Raw genomic sequence first — 24327 nt, forward strand, 5'->3', positions numbered from 1 at the left:
CGTCCGCGACACCCGCCAAACCCTCCCGGCGGCCGGCGCAACTCGGAGGGTGGACGCCTTCTCCGCGAAAGCGCTCAGGAGCGGTCGAGGGCTACTTGTCGTAGGGCTTCGGCAGGCGCATGCCGCGGTCGGCCATGATCCGCCGGACCCGGTCCGGGTAGTCCGTGATGACGCCGTCGATCCCCATGTCCATGAGGGCCTCGATCGTGGCCGGGTCGTCACAGGTCCACGGGATCACTTTCAGGCCGCGCGCGTGCGCGTCCGACACCATCTTCTCGGTGACGTAGAAGCGGAAGGCGGGGTCGCTGATCGTGCCGTTCTGCGGGAAGCCGTACACCGGGGACAGTGCCGTGACGCCCGGGACGGCGGCGGCGGCGCTGACGAAGTCGCCGCCGAAGTCGTCGGCGTCGAGCCCGCCGAGCCACGGGGAGGCGCCCGGCTTGCCCACCTGAAGGAAGTCGTAGTTGGTCAGTGCCACCAGCGGCCATTCCGGTGCGAGCCGGTGCATCTCCATCAGGGCACCCCAGTCGAAGGACTGGATAGTGACCTGGCGCTCGATACCCGAGGCGCGGATCTCCTCGAACACGCGGCCCACGAACAGCTCGCGCGGCGCGGTCTGCTCCGGTGCGCCCGCCTCGACCTTGGTCTCGATGTTCAGCTTGACCTGCTTGGCCCGGTGACTCCTGACAAGGTTCAGCACGTCCTTGAGTTCGACCATCCGGAAGCCGTCGACCACCTCCTGCTCGGGGAAGCCGGGCAGCTGTTTGTAGCCGCAGTTCATGGTCTTGATCTGGGCCAGGGTCAGGTCCTTGATGAACTTGCCGACGTACGGGAACATCGGGTCCCCGGGGGTGACGGGAGCGGTGTCCTGGCACTTCTGGACGCTGATCTGCCGGTCGTGGTTGACCACCACCTTCAGGTCCTTGGTCACATGGGTGTCCAGCTCAAGGGTGGTGACCCCGAGGCGCAATGCCTTGGCGAACCCCTCCAGCGACTCCTCGGTCGTCATACCGAGGCCGCCGCGGTGGGCCTGCAGGTCGAAGTGGGTCTTCTGGGGGAGCACGCCGGGGCCGTCGGCCGTCGCCGCGTGGGCGACCGCCGGCGCGGCGAGCACGCAAACGAATGCCAGACTTGCCAGGGCATGGTGATGACGCACGGGGCACTCCGCTGTTAAGGGTCTGAAATGACCTTGGCGAGGCTAAAGGCCTGTCCGCACCCTCGTCTCGGCGCTGGCGTGATGAGGTCATGAACGTTCGCAGAACGCTTCGGACGAGCAGGTCCTCTCCCCGAATGCGACCCCGGTCCCAAAGTATCTTCGGATGGTCCCCGTGACGTTGCGCGGCGATGCGAGTGGAGGTCGCCGACGCCGGGCAGCCGGATCCCAAGACGGTGCTCACCGGCATCCGGATGCCGCGAATGAACTCGATCATGGAGCGGCGGGTGCAGTCGTGCCGCCACGAGCTTCTCGACCGCTGCCTGATCTGGAACGAACACCACCTGCGGCACGCCCTCCACGAGTACGAACACTTCTACAACCAGCACCGAGCACATCAAGCCCTGAACCAAGCAGCCCCCCTGCGCACCGTCCCCGATCCGATCACGGCCCCAGAGCGAATCATCGACGCGAACGTACGCCGACGAGACCGGCTCGGCGGCGTACCCCATGAGTACTCACAAGCGGCTTGACCTGCGTGGATGGAATTTTCGGCAGGCGCAGTGTCCGCGCCGGCGGGCTGTGACCCCGCTGATCGGCTCGGATTCGTCCGACGACAGCAGGGTCCACTCCGTCATCGGCCGCCTCGTCCGCGACCTGCGCCGACCCCGTCAGCGCGACAACGACTGCAGGGACCCGGCGATCCAGTGCCCGGCCCAGCGCTTGATCTTGCGCAGCGCCACCGGCCGGCTCGCCGCCCGGTCGAGCCGGTAGTACAGCCGCGGTGGCATGTACGACAGCAGCGGCGAGTGCCGCTGGCCGAGCAGCGCGAACATCTGCGCGGGCTCCAGGCGCAGGTAGCGCGGCAGGTCCTCGTAGAACCGCGCGCTGTAGCGGGCGGCGCTCTGGACCGGCAACAGCGCGGCCTTGCGCTCCCGCTCGTAGGCCGCGAGCGCGGGCGCCAGAGCGGGATGGCGCTCGATCGCACCGGCCAGCGCGATGGCGTCCTCGATCGCGAGCGTGGTCCCGGCGCCGATGGAGTAGTGCGTGGTGTGCGCGGCGTCGCCGAGCAGGACGAGGTTGCCGCGGTGCCAGGAGCGGTTCGTCACGGTCTGGAAGCGCAGCCACTGCGCGGCGCCCTGCCCGCGCCCGACGAGCCGATGCCCGTCGAGCAGGTCGGCGAACAGCTTGTCCAGCAGCTCCAGGTTGCCCGCCTCGTCGGCGCGGTCGAGCCCGAGCCCGCGCCACGTGGCGGGCGCGCACTCGATCACGCAGGTGCTGCGTTCGTCGTCGAAGGGGTACCCGTAGCACCAGATCCAGCCGTGCTCGGTCTCCACGAAAGCGAAGGTGAAGGCGTCGAAGACCCTGGTGGTCCCGAGCCAGATGTAGGTGTTGCCCCCAGTGGCGACCTCGGTGCCGAAGTCGTGGCGGCCGCGCAGTGGGCTGTTCACCCCGTCGGCGGCCACCACCAGGTCGGCGTCCGGGACCTCGCCGAGGATCTCGCGCTCGAACTCCACCCGCACGCCGAGTGCGATCGCCCGGTCGGCCAGGATGCCGAGCAGCCGGTGGCGGCCGATGCCGAAGCCCTCGTCGCCACGGTGCGTGGTGGTGCGGCCGCCGACGAGGGCCATCCCGTCATGCCACCGCACGGACGCCTCGCCGATGGCGCGGGCCGACTCGGGATCGCTCTCGTACAGCCGGTCGAGCAGGCTGCCCCAGTACGTCACGCCCCAGCCGTACGTCGAACCCGCCGGATCGCGCTCGAATACGGATATGTCACACGAAGGATCGCGTAGCTTCATCAGGATCGCGAAATACAGGCCGGCGGGTCCGCCGCCGACACAAACCACCTTCTGTACTTCATTTTGCACAGAGTAGTTATACGCACACAGTGCGCTACCGCGCGCGCTACGCCACGCCGGACCCGAGCCAGCTGTTCGCACGCATCGACGACGCATCAGTCGGGGTGGCGGCGCTCTACGCCTGCCGAAAATCGCATCCATGCAGGTCAGGCGGCATGTGAGTACTCGCGGAGGACGCCGCCGAGCCGGCCGCGTCGCCGTATGTCGAGGTCGATGATTTGCTCGGGGTCCGTGATCGGATCGGGGACAACGTGCAGCGGCGCCGCTTGGCCCAGGGCTTGGCGGGCACGATGGTGGTTGTAGAAGTGTTCATGTTCCCGTAGGGCCTGCCGCAGGCGGTGTTCGTTCCATGCGAGGCAGCGGTCGAGGAGTTCCGCGGCGGCACGACTGCACCCACCGCTTCTTGGGCGAGTTCATGCGCGGCATCGGGATACCGGCGAGCACCGTCTTCTGGCGCCCGCCACGTGCCCCCTTCGGACGACCGCATCGGCTCGGCCCGCCCGTGCCTCCGCCGTCTCAGGCCGGAACCGGCTTTGGGCCGACGTTGTCATCCCTACGGCAGGCGGAAGTACAGATCGGTCTGCGGGCGGCCGGAAGCGGACCGATCTGCCGGCCGCCCAGAGGCTGCGCAGCGGAGTGAGCGCGCGTCGCCGGCGCCTGGGGCGCCCGGCGCGGCCCGCCCTGGCGCGCGGCGCGTGCTGGTGGGGTAGGCCCTACCAGGATGTAGCCGTCCATGCCAGTGAGCATTGGGCAGCTGGCGGGATCGTTTACTGTGATCGCCGCCCATAACGTGATGACCAGCGCCGATACGGCGCTGGATCGCCATTCGGGAGAAGTCACTTCATGCGCATCACGTCCAAGTCCCTCGCCCTCGCTCTCGCCGCCGCCACCGCCGGCACAGTCCTTGCCACCGTCCCGGCGCACGCCGCCCAGGCCACGACGCCGAGCACAACCGCCTCGCTGCAGAAGGCGATGGACGCACTGGTGGATACCGGCAACGTGGCAGGAGTGCAGGCCAGGCTCACCGAGGCCGGCAACCAGCGCGTGCTGCGGGCCGGGACCGCCCGGATCGGCGACAGCCGCCCCGTCCCGGCTGACGGGCTGTTCCGCATGGGCAGCGCCACCAAGGTCTTCACCGCGGCCACCGTGCTGCACCTGGCCGGCGAGGGACGCATCAAGTTGGACGAGCCCATCGCCACCTACCTGCCCGGGCTGCTGCCACGCGAGAACGACATCACGGTGCGGATGATCCTGCAGCACACCGCCGGGATCCCCAGCTACACCGACATGCCGGAGTTTCCCACCGTCGGCGAGCCGTACCTGAAGCTGCGCTTCACCCGGTTCACCGACGAGCAGCTGGTGGCGGCCGCGCTGGCCAAGCCGCTGAACTTCGAGCCCGGCACGCGCTTTTCCTACTCCAACACCGGCTATCTGGTGGCCGGGATGCTGATCAAGGCGGTGACCGGCAACAGCTGGCAGAGCGAGGTCACCAAGCGCATCATCAAGCCGCTGGGCCTGCGCGACACCTCCGCTCCCACCTCCTCCACCTCCATCCCCGGGCCGCACGCCCACGGCTACATCAAGAAGAGCACCGGCCAATACGTCGACATCAGCCGACTCAACCCGAGCATCGCCAGCGCCGGCGGCGCGATGATCACCACCACCAAGGACCTGACGACCTTCCTCCACAGCCTGGCCACCGGCAAGGTCCTCAAGCCCGCCCAACTCACCGAGATGCAGAAGGGCCTGTTCGTCAACTCCCAGATCGGCGCGTACGGCCTGGGCCTGAGGGTGCAGTCCACCAGCTGCGGCAAGCAGATCATCGGCCACACCGGAGGCATCCCCGGCTACCTCACCGCGGCCTACACCACCCCCGACGGCCGCACCACGCTGGCCCTGTCGGTCAACGAGAAGCAGCCGCAAACCGACCAGGCTCCCTTCGAGAAGGCGATCGACGCCGCCTTCTGCGCCTGAGACCGCCCCTGCCCCGAGGGTTCGACCTCGGGGCAGGGCAGGTGCGCGTCTGACGGCATCCAGGGCGGAGGAACCTGCGAGCAGCCGTCAGCACGAGCAGGATCTTGCGGCGACACAGGCTCATGGCCACGTCCCGCCCCCGCCGTCAGCCCGTGCCCGGGAGACGTTCCCCAAGAGCAGGCGCAGCCGCCATCTCTTCCCCACCAGCCCTGCACATCGCGATCGCAGGTTCCTCACCCCCTCCCGTCACACCACACCGTCACCGCGGAGAACCGATGTCGCCGTCCCACCCCACCAGAGCCGCCCTCACGCCCTCGCCGGCCACCCCCCGATGGCGCCGCGCCCTGGCCCCGGCCACCGCGGCCGCCGTCGCCCTCAGCGCCCTGGGCCTGGCCGCCGCCCCGGCCGCCGCCGAGGCCGGCGCGCGGGCCCGCCCGGCCGACGCCGTACAGACGGCTCTGGAAGACCTGGTCGGCACCGGCGGCTTCCCGGGCGCGCTGGCCTCGACGCGGGACCGCGGCGGGCGCGTGCGCGACTACACCGCAGGCGTGGCGGACCTGGCCACCCGGGCGAAGGTCCCCCGCAACGGGAAGGTACGCATCGGCAGCACCACCAAGACCTTCCTCGCCACGCTCGTCCTGCAACTGGCCGGAGAGGGCAAGATCGACCTCGACGCCCCGGTCGAGACCTATCTGCCCGGCCTGATCCGCGCCAACGGCAACGACGGCCGCCGCTTCACCGTCCGCCAGGCGCTCCAGCACACCGCCGGCCTGCCCGACTACGAACACGATCTGCTCGGCTCCTGGCCATCGTGGACCCAGGCCCGCCACCGCTACTTCGAACCCCGCGACGTGCTCGACGTGGGCCTGACCCGCCAGCCCGCCTTCGCCCCCGGCACCGGCTGGGCCTACAGCAACACCGGATACATCGCGCTCGGCCTGCTGGTGCAGAAGATCACCGGCCGGCCCCTCGGCGAGGAGATCACCAACCGGATCATCACCCCGCTCCGGCTGCGCGACACCTACTGGCCAGGCGTCGGCGAGCAGAACATCCGCGGCCCCCACCCCAAGGGCTACCGGGCCAAGGCCAACGAGCCGGGCGCCGAACTGGCCGAGGTCACACAGCTGGACCCGTCCTGGGCATGGGCGGCCGGACAGATGATCAGCACCCCCCGCGACGTCAACCGATTCCTGGGTGCACTGCTCGACGGCCGGCTCCTCAAGCCCGACCTGCTGCAGCAGATGAAGCAGACCATCGCCGCGCCCGGATTCCCGAAAGGCTGGAGCTACGGGCTCGGCCTGATGAAGATCGAACTGAGCTGCGGCGGCCACGCCTGGGCCCACGGCGGCGACATCTCCGGCTACGAGGTTCGCAACGGCGCCACCGAGGACGGACGCGCGGCCACCGTCGCCGTCACCGCGATGCCCTACACCAAACCCGCCGCCGACCAGGTCAACGCCGCTCTGGACACCGCCCTGTGCGCCGAGCGATAGCAGGCGCCGCAACGCTCGAAGCCCTCTGGTGGCAAGGGCGGGAAGAGGCCGGGCCACAAGTTCGACCGGCAGGTGATCTGAGCCGCCGAACCGATGTCGACCCGGCCACTTGGTCGTCGGCGTGCAGCCGGTTCGGTGCCCATGCTGTTGCGCCCTACGGTCCCGGCACCTTGATCTTTCCCAGGACGAGTTGCTGTTGCCGCCCGGTGCGCCACTCGACCATCAGCACGGTGGCATCGTCTTGGAGTCGGCCGTGCTGGTGCTGCAGGATGCTGTGGATCAGCCGTCGGAGTGTTTCCGGGGCGGACGTGCCGTCGGCCTCGTGACGGACGATGAAGTCGATGAAGCGCTCCAGCCCGAAGGGTTGCCCGTCCGGGCTCTGGGCCTCGATGACGCCGTCGGTGTAGAAGAGCAGCCGGTCCCCGGGTTCCAACTGGTAGCGCAGCAATCCGGTGGACAGGCTCAGGCAGATGCCCATCGGCGGATCGGGCACGCTGTCCAGGGTGGCGACCTGCTGGCTCTTGCGGATCACCAGGGGCGGATGGTGCCCTCGGTTGACCCAGCTCAGCCAACCGGTCCGCAGGTCCAGATCGGCCAGGACTCCTGTGGCGAAACGGTCGATGAACTGCTCGTCGATCGCCGCGTCGATCGCCTCGCTCGTCGCGGGCAGGTCCTTGCCCTGGCGGCGGCTGGTGCGACCGGCCCCCATGGCGATGGTGGCGGTCAGGCCGGCCGCGGTGTCGTGTCCCATCGCGTCGAAGATCGACACGCGCAGTGTGCCGCTGTCGATCGCGTAGTCGTAGGCGTCGCCGCCCACCTCGTAGGCAGGTTCCAGGGCGGCGCTGACCACCACGTTGTCATCGGCGAAGGCTCGCGGTGGGAGCAGGTTCCACAACACCTCGGCCGACAGCGTCATCGGCCGAGCGCGTACCAGGCGCGCATAGGAGTCGCTGTGCGGGCGTTTGCTGATCACCAGCAGCGAGACGAGCGAGGCCAGTCGGCCGGCCAGCGACCCCACGCTCTCCGAGCCCTGCGCCACGGTCACTCCCAGGACGCCGACCCGCTCGGTGTCGTTCAGCAACGGCACCCACAGGCGCTGAGGCCCATCGCCCGCCGGCGACGTCGGCGCGGTCTCGGGCGCGGCGGGATCCAGCACGTGCCGAGCCTCGACGATCTCCATGTTGCGGAAGGCGCGTCCTGCGATGGTGGCGTCGATCCGGATCGTTTCGAGCGGGTCGCCGTACACATCACGCTGCCCGGTCAGCGGGACCAGCACCTGCTGCTGCAGGTCGGCTACGTAGATCATGGTCTGGGAGAAGCCCACCGACCGTCCGTACTCGGCGACCAGGTCAGGCAGATCCTCCAGGGAGGAGAGCTGGCTGGCGCTCAGCAAGCCGCCCAGCATCTGCTCGCCATCACCGGTCACCGCGACGCCTTCCCTGGAGTCCCTTCCCCTTGCACTAGTTCTTCTTCCCAGCCGTACGTGCTTCTCCCGCAGGCGCTGACCAGGGCTAACGCCTCGCGATTCCGTCCTGGCGCGGTGCGCTGATGCGCAGCGTGTGCTTGCCGGCCACTGTGCGATGGTGGCCCAGGACGTCGGGGGGTTGCCAGTGCACATCGCTGGCCCAGTTCAGGCGTTCGAAGAGGCTGATGAGTGCGGCTGAGGGATCGATCTGGCGGCCGCTGCGCCCGTGCCGGGCGCAACTGGGCTGGCTGTGGTGGCCGTTGTGCCAGCTTTCTCCGAAGGACAGCAGGGCCAGCGGCCACAGGTCGGTGGAGCGGTCATGGCGGCGGGCCTTGTGCGGACGCTCACCGATCATGTGGCACAGGGAGTTGACGCTCCAGGTCACGTGCTGCAGCAGGGCGATACGGATCAGGCCGGCCCAGATGAACGCGGTCAGCCCGCCGTAGAGGCCGCCGCTGATCGCCCAGCCCGCCGCGAACGGCAGGAGGAGGGAGGCGGCGCACAGGGCAGGGTAGGCGCGGGAGATCCGCAGCATGGCCGGGTCGTTGCGCAGCAGATCGGGAGCATACGTGGTGGCCGAGGTGGGTTCGCTGGAGAACAGCCGGCCCAGGTGGGCGTGGGCCAGGCCGCGCAGTCGTCCGCCGAGACCGGTGCCGTACCGGTAGGGGGAGTGCGGGTCGCCGGGCCGGTCGGTGAAGGCGTGGTGGCGGCGGTGTACGGCCACCCAGTCGATCAGGTTGCCCTGGAAGCTCATCGACCCGGCCACGGCCAGGACGGCGCGGAGCCACGGACGGGCGGTGAAGGAGCGGTGGGCCAGCAGGCGATGGAAGCCGACCGTCACCCCCAGCCCGGTCACGACGTAGAAGACGACGGCCAGGAGCAGGTCGGTGAGGCTGACACCGACCCCCCACGCCAGCCAGATGCCGGCGCCCAGCGCGAGGAACGGCGCGATCACGATCGCGGCGGTCAGTGTCGCCGGGGTGATACCGGCCCGCACCGGTGTCGCAGGCCGAGGGAAAGGCGAACTGCCGTCATAGCCGGCAGTCGCGGCGAGCTGGCGGGTGGGTGGCGTGCCGGTCATGCGATGATCCGGAATCGGTGCCCCAGACCGGTGATGTGCAGCAGCCGGGCCATACGCGGCGGAACGCCGGTCAGGGCGAGCGTGATGCCCCGTGACCGGGCCCGGCCTTGGGCGCCGACCAGCACGCCCAGCCCGCCGGCGCCGCAGAAGGTCACCTGGGACAGGTCCAGGACGAGCAGGCCGGTGCTGTGGGCGAGAGCGTCGATCAGCCGCCTGCGCAGCTGAGCTGTGGTGAAGATGTCGATGTCCCCCGCCAGGTGCACGAGGGTCGGCGCCGAGGCGCTCGCCTCGCCGAGTGGGGCGGTGTCGATGACGGTCATGGAGGTCTCCTGTGGAGAAGCTGGAAGGGATGAGATGCCTGCCGGCCGAAGATCGGCCCGCCGCCGGAAAAGGGGCGGTACCCGGACCGCTCAATCCGGCCGGCAGGCGGCACGTGGGTCACGCCAGGATTGGCCCTGCCGTGAACGAGGCCGCCTTCTGCCCGTTGACCGACCCGCCCTCGTCCTCCCAGCGGGCTGAGCCGGCCGTCGCACGCGGACCGGGGCCCGCCGGCAGGTGCGCCAGAGTGAGAATGGCGTCGGCCGTCAAGCCGGCGGTGTCCTGGGCGGTGAGCTTGAGCACGGCCTCGGCGGCGCCGGCGGCGGTTCCTGACGGGATGATCAGCAGGACGACCGGCTCGCCGGACGCGAAGCTGAGAGTGATCACGCGCGGGTCGGTGTGGCGGAACCAGCCGACGCGGACCTGCCGCCCGCGGGCCGGGATGCGGCGCGGGACGTTCTGCCACGCGTCGCAATGCACGCCGACGCGGAGCGTGACCCGATCAAGCAGCCGGTCGACGGCGGCGATGAGACCGGGCAACTCCGCGGCACCGTCACTGGAGTAGGGCCACCAGGCCCCGTCCACCACCGATCGCCGATTCGGCACCGGGTGGAGACTGAGCCGTAGTGCGGAATCGGCCCGAGGCATCGCGGATGAGGTGGGGCTGAGCGGTGCGGGCTGCTGAGAAAGGAGTGTCGGCGTCATGGTCGCTGACCTATCCGGGCCCCTTCGAAAGGGGCCTGTGGTGGTTCGCCGGGGGCGACGCAGACCTGAGTGCCAACGCTCGAGAAGTCCTCGGTACCTTCATTCTACCTCCTACTTCCGGAATCACATAATTCCGGAAGTAGACTTTGTGGATGACTTCGGGAAATTCGCCCTCGGGATTCACGGCGCCGGCCGGGGTTGCTTCCGGAAACCCGCGCCGGTCACGGGCCGTCCCGCTCCCCGCTCCCCACGCCGCCGTCCTGGCGGACTACACCGCCGCACTCGAGCGCGCCCCGCTGGCCGACTCCACCAAGACCAAGTACGCCTCCCGGCTGCGCGGCTACCTGGCGTGGCTGGCCGTCCAAGCCGACGCCGCCGCCCTGGACGGCGATCCGCTCACCGATGCGGTCGTGGCCGCCGGCGCGGTACGCGACTTCCGCCGCCACCTCAAGGACGGCCGCCGCGCTCCCAACACCATCGACGCCTACCTGTCGGCCATCGACGACTTCTACGCCCGCCGCGGCCTCGGCAAGCCCCGGACGCGCCGCGAACGCGACTCCCGCCGCACCGCCCCCCGAGTCCTGGACGCCCGGCGCACTCGCCGCTACATCCGCCACGTCCAGCTCACCGCGTCCCCGCGCGACAAAGCCGTCGCCCTGCTGCCCTACTACGCCGGCCTGCGAATCTCCGAAGTCGTCGGCCTCGACCTGACCGACGTGCGCCTCTCAGTCCGCAAGGGCGAACTGCGCATCCGCGGACAGGGCCGCGACGGCGGCAAGATCCGCCTGCTGCCCGTCCACCCCGACCTGCGCCAGGCCCTGGCCGACTGGCTGGCAACCCGCGCCGGCTGGAAGGGAGCCGGCACCCACGCCGCGCTGTTCCTCAACCAGCGCGGCGGTCGTCTGAGCGACCGCGCTGCCCGCGACATCATCACCGGCCTCGGCGACGCCGTCGGTCTGGGCGACGACCCCACCGAGCCCTTCAGCTCGCACGTCCTGCGCCACACCTTCGCCACCCAGCTCGTCCGCCACGGCACGGACCCCGTCCTGGTCGCCGAACTCCTCGGCCATGGCTCGTTGGACACCACCCGCCGCTACGGACTGCCGACCGAAGCGGACAGGGCAGCCGCCTTGAACGCCCTGATCAGCGACCATTAGCCGTGCCAAGCGGCGAGATCGCCCTGCTTGCCCTGCCTGCCGATGGCTGTCCACTCTGAGAGGACGTCTACGGTGTTGACTCATCCGGCTGCGACCACATGGCTGCGGTCTGTGGGCTGGTTCCACAGCATCGACCCCCACCTGATCAACCTCATCATCCGGGGGATCGAACACATCAACCTGCTCGTGATCCCACCCGCCACCACACCCGCAGCCGCCGACAAGGCACTCGACCTGGCCACCCGATGCCGAGGCCGCACCCGCTCCGGCGACATCCTCGCCGCCGCGGACCACGACGGTCCCGCCGCCGAGGAGGAGCAGCGCCTGGCCGGTTGGGACAACGAAGGCGGCCGGACCCGACAGCCCGCCCGCGAGGACCCCACACTCTGATCACGCGTTCGGTGGCGCAGTTCAGCGGTGACGCCGCCTACTGCTCCGCGGGTGGTCGTGCGGCGGTCCTGGTGGTCCTCCCTCGCGTTCACGACGGTGCCGCACCTGACGCGGGAAGTCAGTCCTGCAGACGGACGACGATGACTACGGTCGTGCCGGCCGGGCCGGTGGTCACCGTGAGCGAGTCGCTGAGCTCGGCCATCAGCCACAGCCCGCGGCCGTGGTCACGGTCGCGGGCAGGCATCGATGCCCGCTGCCGGTAGTGGCGGACCGGGATCCCGGGGCCATGATCGCTGATCTCGCAGCACAGCAAGCCATCGGCCTGCCACAGGCGGACCAGCCCGGCTCCACCACCATGATCAAACACGTTGGCCACACCTTCGTGCACCGCCAGTTCAAGATCTTCCCGCCGAGCCGACGACAGCCCCTGCTGGGTGGCATGGGCGCTCACGCCCTTCCGCAATGCGCTCTGATCGTACGCGGCCGCACCACCCGGCCCGGACGTACTCAGTGCCCAGGTCAGCAGCGGGTCTCGGCATTCCGGCGGCGGCCCGGACATCCCGCTCACCGGTCACGCCTACTCATCGCCGATCACCGGGACCGTCGGCTGCGGTCCGAGGGAGCTGCCACCTGGACGCGCCGCACGCCCGCCCTCGTCGCGACATGTCGACAGCGGCCGGGACATCAGCCGATGGAGGGGCCACGCCGGTCGGCACGGGCAATGGGACGGCCAACGGCGCCTTGGACATCATGGTCCCTTCGATGGCGCGATCAGCGTGACTTGCGGGAGCGACGACGACCGCAGTGCAATCAGAGTCTGACTCGGGACACCTCTACCCCTGTGGCGAAGGAGGAAACGCCCAAGAAGTCCGGCTGCTGGCGAGGCCCTTGCTCTCCATCGACAAGCCTCCTCCATCCACGAGATCGCCAAGCCGACTCGAAGAGGCTCCTTGTGGCGGATGAAGTGACAGATGTCCGGACGACCGTACAGCCCAGCAAGATCGGTAACGGACGGGGCCGGGTCTGATGTCGCGGGGACGGGTCTGCAACGGGGCGCGGGGTGGTCATGTCCAGCAGGAGTAGCGCGCCGAAGTCGGGGGTGCCGGGCCCGGCGCGCCTGGCTCGCCGCGCCTTACCCACCGCCGGGAACGCCACCAGGGCAAGCCCGGCCTCATCAAGCGGCTCAACGACGCGGGCCTCACAGCCGAGCAACCGGCGACTCCCATGTCTGGTGACCAGCGGCCACACCAGCGGATTCACGTAGTCACACTGCCCGGGCGGGAGCGGTGAAGTCCCGCCGGATCAGGTCGGGCACCTTCTGCTGCGAGGGTTCCGCCACGGTGGTGCGCACCTTCTTGCGCAGGTGCGGCCCCCGCGACATGACAACCGCTGTCCATCCCTCGGGGCGGACGCCCGGCGGGAGCGGGAGCGCGCGTCACGCCGCGCACCCAGCACAGACGCCGGTCACTGTCACACGAGCAGCGCCTCGAGCTCCGGAAGTCGGCCGAACATGTCGGGGAGACCGCGTACGCCGTTGCGCACGGACTCGTGCGACAGCGCGAGGGCAGGGCCGGTGCTCGCCTCGACACCGGCCAGGCAGCGCAGGATGTTCCACCTCGTGAACCCCAGCCAGCCGCCGATCATGAACACGAACCAGCTTGGACCCGACGGCGGCAGGGCTCCGCCCCCCGCGACGTAGCCGTCGAGGACCGAGCGGAAGATGCTGGGCTCGATGTTGTCGAAGCCAGATCCCTTCGCGAGGCTCAGCGCGGTCGAGCCGAGCTCACTGGCCAGGTCGAGCATCCCCGAGAGCTCCCAGTCGAGCACCACCGGTCGGCCGTCTCGAGCGAGCAGGTTCCACGGTTGGATGTCCTTATGGGTCAGCACGACGGGGCCTGGCCGTTCGCAGGTGTCGACGAAGTGGGCAATCGCGAGGAACGTCTCGACGTGAGAGGCGAGTTCGTCGGCCCACGGCTGTCCCGTCGCCGCCGCCCGCGCGGCGAGCTCGAGCCAGTCCCGTGACGTCGAGTCGGTCACCCAGATCGCCCGCGAGCTCGACGTCGGGCTCGCGACGCCGTACCAGGCACTGGAGGACGCCGACGTCCGGTAGGTCCATTTCCCGCCAAGATCGTGGCTGGCTCGATATGTGGCGTTTGTGCGGTCCTGTTTACCCGCCTCTCTCCGGTGATGGCGGTGTCACCGTGACGTCAGTGGCTGTTCCCTTGCCATTGCGATTACTCAACGTAGAAGATCGTAACGTTCGGTAATCATGCGAGGTGAAGGGATCTCCATGCGCAGCATCCTGACCAAGACGCTCACCGCCCTCGCGGCCATCGTGGCGCTCGGCGTCGTCGCTCCCGCCCCTGCCCAGGCAGCAGACGAGGCCTACTTCGTGATGACGGACGTCACCAGAGAGGAGTTCGTCGTCAAGCTCACCGACCCTGCCAAGATTCAACACGCCCGCGACCTGGTCAACGGCGAGACCACAGACCGGCCACACATTCTCGGCCGCATTCTCCCGCGGACGGCCCCCTACAACCCCCGCTGGAGCTACCACCTGAACCCCGGCACCGTCGACTTCTTCGACGTCGCGATCGAGGTCTGCGACGCAACGATCCCCTACGTCGAGGACCACCTGGACGAGGCCGGCGGGGCCTTCCTCCCGGGCTATGTCTGGTGCGGCTGGAGCACCCGGCTCGTACGCGAACTCGCGCCCCGCGGCGTCTGACGTCAATTTGTCATCGCGGCCCCCGGAACGGTCTTCCGGGGGCCGCACGCATGGGAGCCCGAGGAGTGACGGCGGAAGCAACGGACGACGTGCCGGGCAACCCCTCGGCCCGATCCCCGCTTCCCGTTCGGTTCACCAGGGCCTCCCATGCCGCCCGACGCCGACGACACGACTCCCGTCATGTCGCCGGGTCCGGGTCCCGGCTGCGCGCCGGGCGCCGGCGCTCGGGGCCGCTCAGGGGATGAGCAGGAAGAACGGTTCGTCGGCGGCCGCGCCGTTCTTGCCGGTGTAGACGAAGACGGAGTTGGGGTGACCGGAGCAGTTGGAGCTCTCGAGGTTGGTGTAGATCTCACTGCGCCAGTCTGCGCTGGAGCGCAGCGTGGCGATGGGGACGGCGCGGGCGGCGGAGATGTCGGACTGGAGCTGGACGCAGTACTTGCCGGTGCCGACCTTGGCGACCTGGGTGACGTTCTTGGAGCTGGTGATGGTGCCGTTGGCGTTGACCTGGGCGGCGGCCTGGGCGTAGGGGGCGATGGGCGTGTCGGCGGCCAGGGCCGGGGTGGCCAGGGTGGCCAGGGCCAGGCCGCCGACGCCGAGGGTGGAGGCTGCGAGGGCAAGGATCTTGCGGGCGAGGCGCATGTGCGCCGCTTTCTGTAAGGCTCGTGCTGATCATCTGTGATTCTGCACCACCCGTTGATTACTGTCGTATTCGCCTTGGCCACGATGAGCTACATTTCTTGATCTGGACGCCTCGCTGTGGGGCCGGGGCGAATTCCAACGGATTTGCCGTGTGATCTGCGGACGCGCTCGGTCATGCCCTGGAGGACCTCACCGTCCGCCATCTGCCGCCGGCCGACGCTGAACGCCTCGCAGGCGTTCAGCTCGACGGCGAGATGAAGGCAGAGCGGGCCACCGAGGTGGTCGGGCCTGGTTGCCGCCAGGCCCGGCGTCGAGAACCTCGCGTCCTCGCCCCTGACCCGGTCACGGCAGGCGTCAACGGTTCCGCCTGTAGGCCGAGCCTGACTGCCCCTTCCCACTGCTTGGTCGAGGGTCTTGGCGACGTCCGCGGGGCTCTGGAGGGTGCGGCCGCCGCCGTAGTGGTAGTTCTCGCCGGGCCGGGAGAAGTAGACCAGCAGGACCGTGCGGCCCGCCGCTGCGGAGGGCGGCGCGCTCACCGGCTGCGAGGCCGGCTCGGCGGCCGACGTGGGCGCCGGTGACGGGCCGCCGCCGCAGGCGGCCGCGGTGATCACGGTGCCTCCCGCAAGCAGCGCGCCGCGCAGGACCTGGCGACGGTCGAGGGCTCGGGGGATGCCGTCCATCGTCCGTCCTCTCCATGTCAGCCGGTGCCCAGGGCGGCGATGCGGTCCATCGCCTGTGTGGCGAGTTCGAAGTCGAACACCTCCAAGCTGGCCTTCATCCGCTCGGGGTTGACGGACTTGGCGTTGACCGGGACGCCCCGCTGGATCAGCCAGCGCAGCACGACCTGCGCCACGCTCTTGCCCTGCGCGGCGCCGATCTCGGTGAGGACCGGGTCGGTGAACAGGTTGTTCTTGCCCGCGGCGAACGGCCCCCACGATTCGATGAGGATGCCGCGCTCGCTGTTGATCTGCTGGTCGGCGGTGCGCTGGAAGAAGGGGTGGAGCTCGATCTGATTGACCGCCGGGGTGATGTCGTTGTGGTCGACGATGTCCACGACGCGGTCGGGGGAGAAGTTGGAGATCCCGATCGCCTTGATCCGCCCCTCGCGGTGCAGGGCCTGCATCGCCCGCCACTGGCCGTACACGTCGCCGAAGGGCTGGTGCATCAGGTACAGGTCGAGGTAGTCCAGGCCGAGCTTCTTGGCCGAGGTCTCGAACGCCCGCCGGGTGTGGGTTTCGGCGGGGTTGTCCTGCACCCACAGCGTGGTGGTGACGAACAGTTCCTCGCGTGGGATGCCGCTGGCGGCCAGGGCGTCGGTGACGGCCTGCTCGGTCTGCTCTGCCGGGCTCTGGAAGACGCCGAAGCCGAGGATCGGCATCTCGACGCCGTTGTTCAGGGTGACGGTCTGCACCGGGGTGTCTCGCACGTGGTATTGGGTCTGCGTCGGGCCCTGCCCGTTCTTCAGGGTCGGAGGAGGACCTTGAGCGCCTGGCGCTCGGCCATGGCGCGGTAGGCGTCGGGGACGTTGTCCAGGCCGGCGGTGCGGTCGAAGACGCGGTCGGGGTCGATGACGCCGTTCAGGATGTCGGGCATGAGCTCTTCGATGTAGGCGCGGGCGGGGGCGGCGCCGCCGGTCAGCTCGCGTACCTGGGCCGCGCCTTCGTCGCCGCGTTCGGCGACGACGTCGGTGGCGGCGAAGTCGCGGCCCAGATCGGTCCGGTCGGTGTGGCGGCCCATGAGCATGATCTGCTCGGCGGCCAGCCGCTTGGCGGCGATCACGGCGGACAAACCGACCGCGCCGTCGCCGATCACCAAGGGTTGGTGACACCGAGTACGCACGGAGCACGCAAACGCTGGACGAGAATTCTAGAACGCATCCGATCCCGCATACCCGCAGGTCAGGCCATGATCAAAGCGCGCCCTGCAGGATTCGAACCTGCGACCGTCGGATTAGAAGCAAGATCCTTTAGTGCCGCACCGTGCCGTTTGGTGGCAGTTCGTTCCGCCTCCGCGCACATTGCGCATCAGATGGTGCCGCGTGCTGACGACGCGTGACGGGGCGTACGAGCACGCACCGAGCACGGCGGGCACCCCATTGACCATGGTGGCCGGCACCACACCGTGAGCCCCGTGCCCCAGAGCACGCCGGTGCTACGAATAAATGCCGGTCGCCGTGCTCGACACGTGCTCCAACACCCAAATGCTCCATCAAGGGCCCGCGCAGACAGGGCTTCTCCTACGGCTCTGTGGCTTCGCCACCCACCGGCTCCCCAACTCTCCGCCTTGAGAGAGGATGGCCAGCGACCCCCTGGCTCCAAAGTCGAGGGCATCGCCTACCCAGTGGTCCCTGGAGCCCTCATACGCTTGCGAAACCCCTCTGCGTATTCGCGGTAGAAGTCGGCGTACACGTCATCCACGCCTGTCACCCGAGCGAGCTCTCCCTCCATCATCTCGACAGCCGCCTCGACCTGGCCGTTCAACGCGCGGACCACCAGCACGATGATGCACCGTTCTCAGTCGAACAGCAGCTCAGTCGTCTCGATCTCGGCGGAGAACCGCTCCCAGCCCGACAGGTCATCGATGAACGGCATGCCATTCCGATCCAGAGCACCGGCCAGATCAGCCGCCACGGCGTCGAGATCGCCGTCACGACCGAAGGTCCATGTGCGATAGGTGCGTTCCGGGGTCAGGTAACCGAGATTCCGGCTGATCAGTGGCTGGCCACGACGGTCGGTCCTGGGATCCAGCTCGGCCAGAACCTTCTGGACCCGTTCGTGCCCCACGCCCACGACGGGGGTGATGATGAGTACCTCCGGCAGACCCGTGTCGTTGTCATTCAGACCGAGCCAACCATGCTCCGCCAGCCCGTTTATGGAGAAAGACGCCACACGCGCGGGCCGCCGACAACGTAATGGGGCCGAGTGCTGTCTTGACGGCACGGTGTACTTGCCTCATAAAGACTGGACGTGATCATCTGTCTAGCGCTGGATGACGTAGATGTTAATAGCGCCCATTGCGGCCCGTGAAACTGGCCTTCTTCACCTTCTGGCCGACGAAAGGTGCCGAGATGGGAAGTTCCCGGCCCTCATGGACGTGGCCCTTGTCAAGGCCGACATCAAGACGCTGCAGTCATACCATCACGATCCTGTACCCGGCGTTGCGCGCGGCTCAGCATGGAGTCGGTGGACGCCCTGCGATGACGAGCCCGGCGGTGTGCGGTTCTCGCACCGGGCCGACCGCCGAACGGGACACTGGCCGCGAACATATGGATATGCAGCTTAATCACGAAATGTCCAGTCTTGTCGAGCTAGATAGGGTGCTGGTAAAAGATCAACGTCCCCCTTAGTCGATCATGAGTTTGAGGGTGCGTGACGATTCCAAGACAGCCTTCGGCATTACGCCGGAGGGGCGCGAGCGTGCTCGCGATCGCGATGACGACATCACTGTTAGCAGCACTTCCTGCGGTCCCCGCGACTGCCGACCCGGCCCCCTCGGCCACCACATCTCCCGCGTCGAACCGGAACCCCGCGAAGGCCGCCGTGGACAACGCGCTCCTGGCCGCGCAGGCAAAGGCCGCCAAGACCGGCAACCGGATCAGGGTTTCCTCCCGTGAAACCGAGACCATGCAGGTGTGGGCCAATCCTGACGGGAAAACCCTGCACGCCGAACTGACCACCACTCCAGTTCAGTTGGAGGTGGCTGACAAGGGCGGCGAGAAGTCATGGCGGCCGATCGACACTTCCATCGTGGCCAGAGACGATGGCACGTTCGCGGCGAAATTCGTCAAGACCCCTCTGACCTTCGGCGGAAAGGGCAGTAAGACGCTGGTCACCGCCAAGGACGAGGACGGCACGTCCACCGTCGGCTGGGGGCGCGAACTGCCCGAGCCCACCGTGGACGGCAACAGAGTCATCTACCGGGATGCGGTCGCCAAGGGCGCCGACCTGGTTCTCACCGCCCTGGCCGACGGCTTCACCCAGGACGTGGTGCTGCGCACCCGCCCCAAGGGAGCGCTCAAGGTCAGCCTTCCCGTCACCCTGCCCAAGGGCAAGACCTACGGCAAGGCCGCCGACGGCCGGCCGCAGCTCTTGTCCGCCCAAGGCGCCCCGGAGAGCGCGCCGCTGGCCGCCCGGGCCGTCGACGCCCGCGCCGCCGAGGTGTCGGAGCAGGGCAGGACCGGCCAGGTCGACACCGCGGTGAGCACCGCGGCCTCCGGTGAGTCCTCGCTGGTGCTGACCCCCGACGCCGCCTTCCTGGCCGACCCGGCCGTGACCTATCCGGTGACCATCTCGACCAGCGGCACCTGGGTCGGCGCCGGAGACTCCTCCGACACCTTCGTCTCCAGCGTGCAGTACCCCAACTCGGCGACCCTGTCCACGTGGCTGCGCGCCGGACGGTCGGCCGATGGAGAATTGTGGCGCACCTACCTGCGCTACATGATCAACGGCACCGACCTCGACTACGCCACGATCCACAACGCCGATCTGCGGCTGTGGAACTACCACGCCAACGCTTGCGGCTCCTCGGTGGGTGTGGGCATCGTAGCGCGACGCCTCACCTCGGAGTACTCCTACTCGACCCTGACCTGGGCCAACCAGCCGTCCAGCACCAGCACCGACGCGGTGGTCGCTCCCGGCGGCTACAGCGCCACGCTGGCGGGTTGCTCGGGCAGTGGAGAGCTGTACCACTCGATCGAGAACATCGTGCAGTCCTGGGCGGACGGAACCGAGGACTACGGGCTCATGATCCGCGCCGCCACCGAGGGCGTCGCCGCCGCCAACTGGCGTCAGTACCGCTCTGACCAGTACACCGGAGGCGACGGTCGCGGCCCGGTGCTGTTCGTCGACTACACCCCGGCGCCGCGGGATCAGGTGGTCTACTCCACCTTGACCGAGCAGACGACGACGCCGATCTACGAAGAGGCCGTCGCGCTGCGGGACTACCAGCCTGAGCAGGTCGAGTCGGCCGCGGTGGGCGACTCGTTCACCTCGCTCCTGCAGGGGGCCCGCAACGCGGGCGACGAGTTCGAGGCGTATCCCGTGGGGACCGAGAAACTCGACACCAGCGGGGAAGGCGAGGACGCCGAGCGCGTGAACGACGACGTCGCCCCGTCCATCGTGTCGCTGACCCCGTCCGCAGGGGCCTCGGGGGTGCCCGTCGACACGGCGGTGACGGCGACCTTCTCAGAGGAGGTGGTGGGCGCCTCCCTCACTCTGAAAGCCGCCGACGGAACCGATGTTCCCGGAACCACGACGACGACGGGAGCCACGACCACCTTCACTCCCTCCGCGCCGCTGGCCGCCGGGGTCCAGTACACCGCCACCGTGTCCGGTGCCCAGGACGTCTGGGACAACATGATGGACGACTACTCGTGGATCTTCACGACGGTCACGGACTGCCCGCCGGTCCAGAACCCCGATACCACCGCCCCGGCCATCCAGACGGTCAAGCCGGCCGAGAGCGCGACCGAGGTGAGAGCGGACACCAAGGTCTCCGTCTCGTTCTGCGAGCCGGTCATCAACGCCTCCCTGACACTGAAGGACGCCTCGGGCACCGCGGTCGCCGGGACAGTCACCGTGGACCAGCCCGCCACGACCGTCACCTTCACCACCTCGGAGGCGCTGACGGCAGGAGCCCAGTACACCGCCGAGATCAGCAGTGCTGCGGACGCCGCGGGCAACGTCATCGCCGCCTACAGCTGGTCGTTCAAGGTCGCGAACACGCCGACGCCGGATCCGGACACCTCGCCTCCCACGGTGACCGCCACCACTCCGGCAAGCGGCGCCACCGATGTGGCGGTGGACACGCCTGTGCGGGTCACCTACGGCGAGCCGGTCACGGGCGTCCAGATCGCGGTGACCGACGGAGCCGGCGGGGCCGTCAACGGAACCGTGACGATGACCGAGTCCACCGTGGCGACCTTCACCCCGTCGGCGCCGCTGTCCACGGGCACCACCTACACGGTCACCGCCGGCGGAGGGGCCGACGCCGCTGGAAACGTCCAAGCTCCTCGTGTCTGGTCGTTCAGCACGGTCGCCGCACCCGCGGCCGAACCGGTCAATCCCAACCCCTACTTCGAATCCACCATCGAGCCGTGGGAACCCTGGGTCAACTCACCCACCGTGACGAGGTCCACCGACAGGGCGCACCAGGGTGTGGCATCGGCCAAGTTCGTCCCGGACAGCGATTTCTGGGGCTTGGCGGCAGAGCTTTTCGAAGTCCCGGCCAGCGGGGATTACCGCCTGTCCGGCTGGTTCCAGCCGGCCACCACGGACCCGATGGAATACGGGTTCGACTTCGGCGTCGAGTGGTACGACGCCGACTTCGAGCAGGTGGGCACGGACAACTTCGTGGGTGACCCCACCGTCGGCCAGTGGCAGGCGGTGTCAGGGACGGTGACCGCCCCCGACGACGCCGCGTGGGCGGTGCTATACACGGGCGGCGCGGCCACGATGTACTTCGACGAAATCACGCTCGTTTCCGGCGCCGGACTCGCCTCGGCGAAGGCCGGCGCGGTTGTCCGTAAGCCGCGGCAGCACGGCCCGGCGAAGCTGCTCACGACCAAGGGGGCGAAGCCGAAGAAGAGCGCGACCCAGCGGACCGACGGCGATGCCGCCACGGCCACCGCCGCCGCGGCCACGACCCCGTTCAGCTACGACCACATCTCGATGGAGCAGTGCCTGGAAGCGGCGCGGCAAGCGGGCCTCGACCCGGGGATGGGGCGCGGGAACCTGGCCCAGCTGGTCGTCAGGCCGTACAGCGCCTGCTGGAGCCGCTACTTCAACGCCATCGACTACGTGTACGCCGCCAAGCTGCGCAAATGGATTCCGAAGAAGGCGAAGAAGGGCCTTCAGTGGTCGTCGGTTCGTCTGCAGTTCCAGGCGACCTGGGTCATGCACACCTACCTGGGCGACGCCACGGGCGATGGAGTCGAGAACGGCGGCACTTCCGGCGTCAAGCCTCAGCAGATCAAGATGTGGACCAAGATCAGCAACATCAAGGCCTACGATCCGGTGGGCAATGTCACCGACGTGGACGACGACGAGTTCCTGCGGCTGGAGGTCAAGCCGACGGGCGATGCCGGCTCCCAGTGCACGATGACCTCCGGATCCAAGCGCGAGACGACGGTGGGCGGCTGGAAGGCGGATGGGGACGACGAGTTCGTCTTCACGATGCAGGACACCGACGGCGACAAGGCGGACAAGTGCACCTTGCGCCCCATCATGATCGATGTCGATGACGAGTGGACCTACAGGCCGATGAACCTGTGGAGCCAGGTCGTCTATGACGAGCAGGGGCAGGTGATCGGCAGGCGCACCGGCGGAGGTGACCCCTCCGGGAACGACCCTTACGAGAAGCCCTATACGCCGCACGTACGGTGTGACTGGTTCCGCACCGCGGGCGGTGACGCCGAAGGCGAGTCCCTGACTCGCACGGCGGCGGCCAGCGCGACGAGCGGCGTGCACGTCGGCGCGTGCATCTTCCCTCTCGCCAAGCGGATCTTCGTGATGTCCAAGAGCAAGGACGCCAGCTTCCTGCAGGTCATCCAGCACATCGAAGCCGCGTTGAGGCACACAGGCACCAGCGACAACAGGTACACGGTGCCGCCGCTGCGCGACAACGAGACGCAGGACCCGCCGGTCAAGGGCGTTTTCGGTACCGAGAAGTCCAAGATCATTCCGGGCAACTGGGCGGCTCCCAAGGGCACCGACCCGAACCGGGTGGAGCCGGGCGACCCCCTCACCAAGGACAAGGCCGGCAACCAGCCGAAGAACCGGAACGTCTTCTCCCGGTCGTTCAAGGTGGGCACCACCAGCTACACCAGCTACTGCCAGTACTACTTCCCTGAGAACTACAAGGAGCCGCTGCTGTCGATGCTCGATCCGGTGTACAAGAGGGCCGAGTGCGACGAGTACCCCTTCGCCTCGACCAAGGACGGAGCCGGCTATGCGGCGGACAGAGGCATGAAGAACCATTACTCTCTCCGTGCGGTCGGGAAGAGTCACAACAGCACCGCTCGCGGTAGCCACGGGAAGGTCCTGAAGAGCTTCTACGACCGCAACCGAGTCCTGCCCGACGACAAGTTCTGGGTCTGGATCGTCAACTGATCCCTGAATCGCCCTGATCTGTGGACGCCGTGTCCGGAGCGCCGCCTCGGCGGCGCTCCGGACACGGTCGCCCGACCACATGGAGAAGACGAGATGACCGACATTCGAACCGCGCTACCGGAGCGCGACCAATATGAACTGCTGGCGGCGCACGGGTTCGACACCACCTTTTTCGGGCTCTGGATAGAACGGGACGACCTCGACGAGCTCGCCGAGCTGATGCGCCTCGACCCGCGATCCCGGCGCGATGTGCGGTTGATGCAAGAAGCGGCCACGATGGCGGACCCGTCCGTCCCGATCGACGAGAAGGACAGCCTCTGGATCGGGCCCCACAGTCCCGGCTGGTCCGTGGTGATCGGCGTCAGCGGTCCGGAAACAGGTGGATGGTGGCTCAGTTCGGGAAACCGTGCGATGTTCATGGTCGACTGGGACCGGGAAATCGACGGCCTCTCCGACCTCGCCTATTACCGGGACGGAAACGTGGTCGCCGAGATCCCGGCTCTTCCCTCCGGCGAGTTCATGCCCGGGCCAGAATTCGAGCCCTATGCCCACGGTCTCCCACAAGGCGAAGACCTGAACGCGGGCGAGGAGAAGCTGGCGCACGCCTTTCTCACCGTCGTGGGACGGATGACGGGCCGCTTCCTCGACGAGGACTGGTTCCATACCGTGGGCCGCGCCTATGGCGTCCCGTCCCCTTCGGCCTAAGGCCGACCCGCGGCTCGGCCTCGCGCGACTTGCTTCCCCTCCTGATCGCGGCCCTTCTGGGAGCGGCCCCGGCGCCCTTCGGTGCTGGCGCGCCTCCGGCGGCGTTAACGGGGTGACCAACCAAGCGCATGCTCGCTTTCAGTGGGAGAGCCGACAGGCTCACCCCTTTCCGAAGAGATCATCGACGCGACCTGCCCTACGGGCCTCCGACGACCTCACCCCTCGTGGACGCAGGAGTCAGAGAGATTAACGGAATCCGGCGTTAACGCAGTTCCCTCCAGGTCAGTGAGTCTTTGCCGTTGCGGTTTTCTGGACGTGGTAACGCCGGATTCCGTTCCATCGCACACAGGGTCGGCGGCGAATGGGTGTCCCGCTCGGAAACACGGTTTCATACTGTGAGCTGGGTTGTTGCTGCGCGATCAAGACGGCGGCTGCGACCATGGCGAGGGGCTGTTGTCGCTTGTCTGCCGGTTGGTGAGGGTGTGGGTGCCCGAAACTCGGCCGTTGGGTCTGACCTGGAGTCGGGCGTTTCAGTGGTGGCAGGCATGA

The 24327-nt window shown here is 68.5% G+C and carries 21 protein-coding genes; 8 read left to right on the forward strand and 13 right to left on the reverse strand.

From position 1 onward, the window contains the following. Positions 1-91 precede the first annotated feature (91 nt). Positions 92-1114: a glycerophosphodiester phosphodiesterase family protein gene (locus tag ACIBQ6_RS06910; protein ID WP_397210583.1), complete on the reverse strand. Its 1023-nt coding sequence runs from the start codon at positions 1112-1114 to the stop codon at positions 92-94. A 230-nt stretch (positions 1115-1344) separates the two neighbouring features. On the opposite strand from ACIBQ6_RS06910, the gene ACIBQ6_RS06915 reads away from it, so the two are divergent. Continuing rightward, entirely contained in the window at positions 1345-1686 is a 342-nt protein-coding gene (locus tag ACIBQ6_RS06915; protein ID WP_397210584.1) for an integrase core domain-containing protein, read from the forward strand. Positions 1687-1824: 138 nt separating this feature from the next. Here the strand turns inward: ACIBQ6_RS06915 and ACIBQ6_RS06920 are convergent, their stop codons facing one another. Continuing rightward, complete coding sequence (locus tag ACIBQ6_RS06920; protein WP_397210585.1) at positions 1825-2880, reverse strand: FAD-dependent monooxygenase; 1056 nt, start codon at positions 2878-2880, stop codon at positions 1825-1827. A 978-nt stretch (positions 2881-3858) separates the two neighbouring features. Here ACIBQ6_RS06920 and ACIBQ6_RS06925 point away from each other — a divergent pair. Continuing rightward, a complete protein-coding gene (locus ACIBQ6_RS06925) occupies positions 3859-4989 on the forward strand; it encodes a serine hydrolase domain-containing protein (protein WP_397210586.1) in 1131 nt (376 codons plus the stop codon). A 275-nt stretch (positions 4990-5264) separates the two neighbouring features. Further along, a complete protein-coding gene (locus tag ACIBQ6_RS06930) occupies positions 5265-6482 on the forward strand; it encodes a serine hydrolase domain-containing protein (RefSeq protein ID WP_397210587.1) in 1218 nt (405 codons plus the stop codon). A 154-nt stretch (positions 6483-6636) separates the two neighbouring features. On the opposite strand, the gene ACIBQ6_RS06935 is transcribed toward ACIBQ6_RS06930, so the two are convergent. The 4 genes from ACIBQ6_RS06935 to ACIBQ6_RS06950 all read right to left on the reverse strand — a co-directional run bounded on the left by ACIBQ6_RS06935 (position 6637) and on the right by ACIBQ6_RS06950 (position 10051). Beyond that, positions 6637-7908, reverse strand: a complete 1272-nt coding sequence (locus ACIBQ6_RS06935) for a PP2C family protein-serine/threonine phosphatase (protein ID WP_397210588.1) — start codon at positions 7906-7908, stop codon at positions 6637-6639. A gap of 85 nt (positions 7909-7993) precedes the next feature. After that, positions 7994-8944, reverse strand: a complete 951-nt coding sequence (locus tag ACIBQ6_RS06940) for an acyl-CoA desaturase (protein WP_397210589.1) — start codon at positions 8942-8944, stop codon at positions 7994-7996. Positions 8945-9024: 80 nt separating this feature from the next. Further along, a complete protein-coding gene (locus tag ACIBQ6_RS06945; RefSeq protein WP_358300683.1) occupies positions 9025-9348 on the reverse strand; it encodes an STAS domain-containing protein in 324 nt (107 codons plus the stop codon). Positions 9349-9466: 118 nt separating this feature from the next. Then, positions 9467-10051, reverse strand: coding sequence for a DUF5994 family protein (locus ACIBQ6_RS06950; protein ID WP_397210590.1), 585 nt, complete (start codon positions 10049-10051; stop codon positions 9467-9469). A gap of 152 nt (positions 10052-10203) precedes the next feature. On the opposite strand from ACIBQ6_RS06950, the gene ACIBQ6_RS06955 reads away from it, so the two are divergent. Together ACIBQ6_RS06955 and ACIBQ6_RS06960 are read left to right on the forward strand one after the other, a co-directional pair. Further along, positions 10204-11208: a tyrosine-type recombinase/integrase gene (locus ACIBQ6_RS06955; RefSeq protein ID WP_397210591.1), complete on the forward strand. Its 1005-nt coding sequence runs from the start codon at positions 10204-10206 to the stop codon at positions 11206-11208. Positions 11209-11250: 42 nt separating this feature from the next. Next, positions 11251-11598, forward strand: coding sequence for a DUF5994 family protein (locus ACIBQ6_RS06960; RefSeq protein ID WP_397210592.1), 348 nt, complete (start codon positions 11251-11253; stop codon positions 11596-11598). 118 nt (positions 11599-11716) lie between these two features. On the opposite strand, the gene ACIBQ6_RS06965 is transcribed toward ACIBQ6_RS06960, so the two are convergent. Together ACIBQ6_RS06965 and ACIBQ6_RS06970 are read right to left on the reverse strand one after the other, a co-directional pair. Continuing rightward, entirely contained in the window at positions 11717-12157 is a 441-nt protein-coding gene (locus ACIBQ6_RS06965) for an ATP-binding protein (RefSeq protein WP_358300837.1), read from the reverse strand. A 911-nt stretch (positions 12158-13068) separates the two neighbouring features. Next, a complete protein-coding gene (locus ACIBQ6_RS06970) occupies positions 13069-13635 on the reverse strand; it encodes a phosphotransferase (RefSeq protein ID WP_397210593.1) in 567 nt (188 codons plus the stop codon). A gap of 253 nt (positions 13636-13888) precedes the next feature. Between ACIBQ6_RS06970 and ACIBQ6_RS06975 the strand changes: the two genes are divergently transcribed. Beyond that, positions 13889-14326 carry a calmodulin-binding protein gene (locus ACIBQ6_RS06975; RefSeq protein ID WP_397210594.1) on the forward strand — a complete coding sequence of 146 codons (438 nt, stop codon included), beginning with the start codon at positions 13889-13891 and terminating at the stop codon, positions 14324-14326. 234 nt (positions 14327-14560) lie between these two features. On the opposite strand, the gene ACIBQ6_RS06980 is transcribed toward ACIBQ6_RS06975, so the two are convergent. The 5 genes from ACIBQ6_RS06980 to ACIBQ6_RS07000 all read right to left on the reverse strand — a co-directional run bounded on the left by ACIBQ6_RS06980 (position 14561) and on the right by ACIBQ6_RS07000 (position 17853). Continuing rightward, a complete protein-coding gene (locus ACIBQ6_RS06980) occupies positions 14561-14965 on the reverse strand; it encodes a hypothetical protein (protein ID WP_397210595.1) in 405 nt (134 codons plus the stop codon). A gap of 89 nt (positions 14966-15054) precedes the next feature. Then, the gene (locus tag ACIBQ6_RS06985; protein ID WP_397210596.1) at positions 15055-15645 is read right to left on the reverse strand and encodes a hypothetical protein; all 591 of its coding nucleotides are present in this window, start codon (positions 15643-15645) and stop codon (positions 15055-15057) included. 17 nt (positions 15646-15662) lie between these two features. Beyond that, on the reverse strand, positions 15663-16391 hold the full coding sequence (locus tag ACIBQ6_RS06990; protein WP_397210597.1) for an aldo/keto reductase: 729 nt from the start codon (positions 16389-16391) through the stop codon (positions 15663-15665). Positions 16392-16426: 35 nt separating this feature from the next. Then, entirely contained in the window at positions 16427-16777 is a 351-nt protein-coding gene (locus tag ACIBQ6_RS06995; protein WP_397210598.1) for a hypothetical protein, read from the reverse strand. 701 nt (positions 16778-17478) lie between these two features. Next, positions 17479-17853, reverse strand: a complete 375-nt coding sequence (locus tag ACIBQ6_RS07000; protein WP_397210599.1) for a hypothetical protein — start codon at positions 17851-17853, stop codon at positions 17479-17481. A 528-nt stretch (positions 17854-18381) separates the two neighbouring features. Here ACIBQ6_RS07000 and ACIBQ6_RS07005 point away from each other — a divergent pair. Together ACIBQ6_RS07005 and ACIBQ6_RS07010 are read left to right on the forward strand one after the other, a co-directional pair. Then, positions 18382-23073 carry an Ig-like domain-containing protein gene (locus tag ACIBQ6_RS07005; protein ID WP_397210600.1) on the forward strand — a complete coding sequence of 1564 codons (4692 nt, stop codon included), beginning with the start codon at positions 18382-18384 and terminating at the stop codon, positions 23071-23073. 93 nt (positions 23074-23166) lie between these two features. Continuing rightward, positions 23167-23778: a hypothetical protein gene (locus tag ACIBQ6_RS07010; protein ID WP_397210601.1), complete on the forward strand. Its 612-nt coding sequence runs from the start codon at positions 23167-23169 to the stop codon at positions 23776-23778. The last annotated feature ends 549 nt before the right edge of the window (positions 23779-24327 follow it).

The organism is Nonomuraea sp. NPDC049655, from assembly GCF_044465465.1.
Taxonomy (GTDB): Bacteria; Actinomycetota; Actinomycetes; order Streptosporangiales; family Streptosporangiaceae; genus Nonomuraea.